7 protein-coding genes are annotated in these 6,357 nt (G+C 39.2%); 3 read left to right on the top strand and 4 right to left on the bottom strand.

Features of this window, described 5'->3' with window-relative positions; all coding sequences use genetic code 11:
- A partial coding sequence (locus NE536_RS22175) for a LysR family transcriptional regulator (RefSeq protein ID WP_006087342.1) occupies window positions 1-940 on the top strand: 940 nt, incomplete at its 5' end.
- Window positions 941-1,053: 113 nt separating this feature from the next.
- Here NE536_RS22175 and NE536_RS22170 read toward each other — a convergent pair.
- Complete coding sequence (locus tag NE536_RS22170; protein WP_006087343.1) at window positions 1,054-1,545, bottom strand: VOC family protein; 492 nt, start codon at window positions 1,543-1,545, stop codon at window positions 1,054-1,056.
- Window positions 1,546-2,251: 706 nt separating this feature from the next.
- On the opposite strand from NE536_RS22170, the gene NE536_RS22165 reads away from it, so the two are divergent.
- Window positions 2,252-2,599, top strand: a complete 348-nt coding sequence (locus tag NE536_RS22165; RefSeq protein WP_261274038.1) for a helix-turn-helix domain-containing protein — start codon at window positions 2,252-2,254, stop codon at window positions 2,597-2,599.
- Window positions 2,596-3,858, top strand: coding sequence for a type II toxin-antitoxin system HipA family toxin (locus tag NE536_RS22160; protein ID WP_261274037.1), 1,263 nt, complete (start codon window positions 2,596-2,598; stop codon window positions 3,856-3,858). Before NE536_RS22165 ends, NE536_RS22160 begins: the two co-directional genes overlap by 4 nt.
- 189 nt (window positions 3,859-4,047) lie before the next feature.
- Here the strand turns inward: NE536_RS22160 and NE536_RS22155 are convergent, their stop codons facing one another.
- The 3 genes from NE536_RS22155 to NE536_RS22145 form a co-directional block, all read right to left on the bottom strand.
- Window positions 4,048-4,470, bottom strand: coding sequence for a BLUF domain-containing protein (locus tag NE536_RS22155; protein ID WP_261274036.1), 423 nt, complete (start codon window positions 4,468-4,470; stop codon window positions 4,048-4,050).
- A gap of 346 nt (window positions 4,471-4,816) precedes the next feature.
- Window positions 4,817-5,050 carry a hypothetical protein gene (locus NE536_RS22150; RefSeq protein ID WP_131525961.1) on the bottom strand — a complete coding sequence of 78 codons (234 nt, stop codon included), beginning with the start codon at window positions 5,048-5,050 and terminating at the stop codon, window positions 4,817-4,819.
- Between the two features lie 314 nt (window positions 5,051-5,364).
- Complete coding sequence (locus tag NE536_RS22145; protein ID WP_261274035.1) at window positions 5,365-6,183, bottom strand: hypothetical protein; 819 nt, start codon at window positions 6,181-6,183, stop codon at window positions 5,365-5,367.
- Between the last annotated feature and the right edge of the window lie 174 nt (window positions 6,184-6,357).

The raw sequence follows: 6,357 nt of genomic DNA, 5'->3' as shown, positions 1-6,357 counted from the left end.
AATGATTATTGAAAATGTATTTATTAATAATTATTGGTTTCTAACTATGCTCAATCCTATTTGGCTTAACACTTTTAAAACATTGGTCGATGTTGGACACTTCACCAAAACGGCCGAATTGCTCCACATGACGCAACCTGGGGTAAGCCAGCACATAAATAAACTAGAAGCTGCATGCGGTTATCCTCTAATAAAGAGATTTAACAAAAAGTTTGAGTTAACAATCTATGGGCGTAAAGTTTACGATTATGCTGTCAAACATTTTGAAGAAGAGTCTGAACTATTACAGAATTTGGCACACGACGAACCTTTCCGAGGTCGCTGTACTATTGGCTGTTCGGGAACTTTCGCCTGGTTGATTTATTCAGAATTACTTTCTTTGCAAACGAGTTATCCAGACTTATCCATTGAGTTAGAAGCAACACCAAACCAACGTATATTTGAGCAAGTACTACAGGGAAAATTGGATATAGGTTTAGTGACAAAAGAACCCAATCCTAAATATTTTGCGAGCCGTATTATTGGTGCGGAGTGTCTTGCTCTTGTGCTGCCACTTTCCGCAGACGAAAACTTATCTATAAATGAATTGTTAATGGAGTTGGGAGTAGTTCGTCATCCAGATTTGGCTCACTATTTCCAAACTTATGTTAATCAAGCCCACAATGATTTACTTAGTTTGGTCGATTTAGAGAATGTTTCGACACAAAGCTACATTAACCAAGTGCATCAAATATTGGTTCCTATAGCTAAGGGTATCGGTTTTACGGTGGTTCCTCGATGGTGCGTCAACCTGTTCGCAGCCAAAGAACAGCTAAAAATATTCAATATTACCGCAGAGATACAGGAGCCTGTGTACTTGGTTAGCAAACTTAATTCACCACTTGCTAGGCGTTATGAACAGATCATTAAAGTTATCGAGAACTCTTTTGATATTGGTTGATGTAAGTTAAGAACTACTATTCAGAAGCTATTAGCTTTTTGATCTTATATCTGACCTAGGAATGAATACAAAAAGGTTGGCATCAGAGCCAACCTTTTGTTTTACGTATTTACTTATTCATAGTCTGAAGCGTAAGTGTCTTCGTAAGAATGTGAGTAGAACTCAAACAGGTTGCCAAACGGGTCTTCCAGATAAACCATTTGTGCTTGTTTTAGCTCGTTTTCTGGATGGTAACGCATGATGTCCATCCGAACTTTACCGCCATACTCTTCAACACGTTTGATTGCTGTATCAAACTGCTCTTTAGGTAGCTGTAAGCAGAAGTGGAAGATACCTAGGCGAGCGAAGTCTACTTCATGACGTTCTTGACGATCTTTCATCTCAAACAGTTCAACGCCGATACCATCTGTTGTTACCAAGTGAGCGATGTTAAAGCCTTTAAAACCTTCACCGAATACCGCAATGCACATACGGCCAATCGCAGATTCTCGTTCTTCAATCACTTTAGTCTTGTTCATTACAATACGAAGACCTAGCGCTTTAGTATAGAATTCAACCGCTTTGTCCATATCACCAACCATAATACCTACGTGATTCATTTTCATAATGTGCTCCAATACATTTCTTTTTGTAACTATCGTTTCGATGGAATGGAATATATGGCTTAATCATTAGCAATTAAAATTATCGATATTTATAAAAATGATAATTTTAAATTATAATAAAGGTAAGGTGTTACATATCGCCGCCTCAGCGCGATCTAGGCTAGCACGAAAATGCCCAAAAATCAGTTAGTGAATCACTCTACACCAGACTGATTCATGCTGACCTTAAAACAGACCCATTTCGCCCCGTTTCTTCCTTTCAACGGGGCTTTTTTTTGCCTTAGCATGAATCAGATCTCTAGAGAACTGATTCATATCCCTGTTATGCCTATTCCAACTGGTGATATCGAGAGTTGATTAGTTTGTAGCCCAAAGAGGCGTTACTAATAAAATAGCTAATCCGAATCTGGCTAATAAGGTTTTGTCCCAGAAGTGTGGTGTTAAATAACGACTCTTCAATGTCTACACAATCAAGCCGGCCTAATCACACACACCAGCGCGGCCATAATGTAGCCCGCGACAACCACCTCATCTATGACAAAATCCAATCCGATATCAACGTCACATATACAACTAATATGTTGTATCCATCCGCATAAACAACAAATTGGTTGTATTTATACAAATAAACATCTCATTAGTTGTAATCAATAGTAAATAACAACTAATATGATGTTTATAAGAAAAAGATAACCGAGCCAACACCATGAAGCACCTCAGCGAATTAGCCACAGAACTCAAGCACTACCGAGAACAACTAGCACTAAGTCAGAAAGACATGCTGCTAAACATAGGTATGTCACAGCAACAATACCAACGAATAGAAAGTGGCAGTGATACTCGCTTATCGACATTACTAAGAGTCTTGGAAGGATTAAACCTTGAAATGATGATCGTTCCTAAACAGCACATAAGTGCAGTAAAAGCACTCATTAACCAAGCAACTTTAGAACCAGAAATTGACCGTCATTCGCCTAACAACTTAACGACAGAGACGGGCACATCTTGGGATAAGGTCCTACATTCAGTTGATGATAAAGAAGATAACCTATGAAACCGGCTGAATCAGTAGAGGCCCTCGCGCTTTATTTAAATCATCAACGGATTGCGATACTCACCCATTATTCTGGTGGTAAAAACATTCTGAAATTTGACCCTGAATATATCGCGATGCCAAAAGCACTTCGACCAACATTAACGCTCACCCAGCTGCTAGACCCACATTACATCGATAAAATACAAGTCAGAACACAAAGATTGTCACCAGTGCTGTCCAATTTGCTCCCCGAGGGCGTATTGCGACATTGGATGTCAGCCGCGCTAAAAGTACATGAGAACAACGAATTTCCCATATTGGCATGGGCAGGGAACAATCTTCCCGGCGGCTTAATCGCATCAGCCATAGCAAAAGAAGATATTCCAGCCTGGGCACTATCACCACGGGAAAGAACAGAAGCCATCGTAATCGACATCACCCACACCAGTAATAAGTTCTCACTTGCCGGTGTTCAAATGAAATTCTCGACAAGCAGAAACGATGGACGATTCAACATAAATGCCAATCAAGAAGGCCAAGATAGTTGGATTATCAAGACGCCTTCAACAGTACACCGCAACGTCCCACAAAATGAATACACCGCAATGAAATTGGCACAAATAATCGGAGTGAATATCCCTGAAATTGAGCTCATCTCGCTTAACGCATTGGATAATCTACCTAACATCAAACTACCAGATGAACCAACGGCTTATGCAATTAAGCGCTTTGACCGCAGTGATACAGGCCGCATTCATGCAGAGGACTTTGCCCAAATATTCGAAGTTTACGCCCATGATAAATACGGCAAATACAACTACGAAGCCATAGCTAAAGCTCTATACATGAGCAGCTACAACGGACTAAAAGACGTGCAGCAAATGGCAAGGCGGTTGCTGGCCAATATCTTGCTCGCCAACGGTGATGCCCACTTAAAAAATTGGAGTGTTATCTACCCAGATACCCAAAATGCGATACTCTCACCCGCTTACGATATTGTCAGCACCTTACCCTACATAGAAGGCGAAACCGCCATAGCCCTCAACATGAATAAACAAAAGCTATGGTACGCCATCGATATTACAACCTTCCAAGCATGGGCAACGAGAACAGGCCTACCATGGCCTGCGATAAAGGTTCATTTACTGGATGCCATGCAAAAAGCCCGTACTCTTTGGCCAGAGGCACTTGCTGAACTCCCCATGCATGAAGAGCATAAAGCGATATTAAAAGCTCACTGGGCCAAACTACATAACGACTTTAAAATCCTCTGCTAGCTAATGAAATCAGGCCCCAATAACAATATTGATTTCGGTTGTAACATCGGGGGTATCAGTGTGAATCAGTCTGGTGTAGAGTGAACCACTAGCTCGTTTTTGGACAAAGCGCGTTAGATTTTTACTCTAATTCGTGAGATTCAAATTAAGTCGGTTGTTTGGATAGAACCTTTAGAAACACAAGTTTTCTTACAGCGAATCTCGCATTTTCAGAAATGTTCTCTTACCTCGATTTGGACTATCCGCAATCATACTGATCGGTGATTTTTCGGGGTTGAAATTTTCATACCCAATTAACATTTTTCTGACTGTATTCTCATCGAGCACTTTAAATGCCATAGACCATTCAGAAAATGCTCTATGGTCAATATTCCCCTGATAAAAAACTTCGACACTAGTATGCCTTTCGTCCTTGAAAATAGTTTGAAAAAGAGCCCTGACGTTGAGTTCTTCACCCTCAAGAATTTGCATTATCTCCCGATTATGATAAACCAGCATTCCTGTTATACCAGAGGCTTGGTTTTTTGCTCTGGCTTTTTCTAATATGCTTAAAAGTTCAGTTTCTGATAAACCTGCCGGTGCGATACTCGTATAAAGTAATTCAAACAGCATTGTGCTTACGTCCCTTTTGGTTGATTGAAGTTAAATTTACCCTAACGCTTTAGTATTTACGCGCTGTTTGCAGGGCATAAATTGTTTGTTGGACTTGGCCGCTGCCAAATCATAATTAATTGGTATGCTATAGGACTATAGGAATTTGCTTTTTTAAGACTGGCTCTATCGTATCGAGCGCTTCCGAATTGATAGCATTGCTTGATTTGTATGAGTTGCATTGAGAATTCCTTGTCATAGTAGTGTTCCATCACATCTTTTAAGTCTAGCAGATACTGGCAGACTTACACATTTAGCGGAATCACAGTTAAGCAGCGCGCAACAGCTTTGTTCAATAACGTCCAGTTTAAGACCAATCTCCGGTGAGTCGTTTTATTTCAGTTTCACGAAGACAAAACGCGGTATTAATCGACGTAAGGTTATCAAACTTCTCACGGTGAGAGAGTGCAGCATCTTGTTCAATTTTACGTTCCGCACCAGTCACTTGTATTGATAACGTATCAAGATTCTTACTGGCTTTAAATTTACGAAACCAATGTAAATCTAACTCTGTCAGGGTGTTTCTATTAATATAATTCATAACTTCTCGTAGATACTTACCAAATATTGACTTACTTAAAGTGACTATTGATGACTTCATTATCATTGAGCTGAATAATGGAAATTTTTAAGCCCAAGCACTATATGAGTAGTAAAGCCTTGCAGAAAATTACCCGTCATTTTGCATCGAAACGCATAAAAAAGTATTCTACGACACCCCAACACATCACAAACTATTTATTTTTACCCGATTAAACAACTAATGACCAGCATTAAAATCAACAACAAAGAAACCATAATAAATAGCATATACAAACACTTATAGTTTCTAAGTTAAAGTTACTGCTCATTTTTTTACCATGGTATTATTAAGCTTAACCGTACTAAAGTATCATTATCCCAAGGTAGAATTGGCAAATATCCAGTCGAATTTACATCCATTTTTGCATAATTATCTAAATTGTATTGAGTGTGTTCCGTGTACAGTACTAACTGATCACCAAAACCTAAAAAATCAGTCTGATAGATTAGCTCAAGTCGGTATTGATTCTCTAACCACTGCTCACTGTCTTGCCAAGTTTGTACGGCAACTTGCATATGTAACTTATCAGTCAAATCAACGCCTAAGCGGCCCATAAAGCTATAGGCAAAGCCATCGTTACCAAAATCACCTCTATCGTAACCTCTTGTCCTTGGTACATCATCATCGATTTCAAGTGAGTAATAACCCGCCCCCACTTTTAATTGAGCCTGTAATTGCTGTCCTTCAAAGTTAGCCGCAATTCCAGGGAATACCTTAATTTGTTTTTCAACAGAACTGACGGTATTACGCTTGCCTTGCAAATCGAACTGCCAATCAAATGAATATTCGGAACTGAGGCGATATAGCTCACTTCCTATTGAGTAATCTGATTTAAACCAAAGAGGAATATGATCAGGATCGAGTTTATCAACATCCACGTCAACATAAGCGTCAATCAATGCTGCAAACGAGATGTTGTTTTGGGTTTTATGATCGATTAGCAAGCTTACATTCACACCTAATGTGTGAGAATCCTGTACTGCAAAATCATGACCACCTAAGCTGTAATGCCACTGAGTTTGTTCCTCTGCCACGACCGCAAAAGGTATACACAGGGTAGTCGATATTATTGCCGCGCTGAATTTTTTCAATTTTCCTCCTAATATATTTGATACTTACATCATGAACACGACATAAGTTAAAAGGTATAATCTAGCATGAGCTAATGAGACATACCGTTTTCTTTGTTTATTTTAATAGCTAATTTGGCCATCAAAAAAATGTGTATTTATAATTAATTTCACCATCTATCACTTATTGTCTTA

This window comes from Shewanella septentrionalis, from assembly GCF_025370265.1.
In the GTDB taxonomy this organism is placed as follows: Bacteria; Pseudomonadota; Gammaproteobacteria; order Enterobacterales; family Shewanellaceae; genus Shewanella; species Shewanella hafniensis.
Note: the sequence above shows the minus strand (reverse complement) of the source record. Positions and strands in the feature narration are given on the sequence as shown.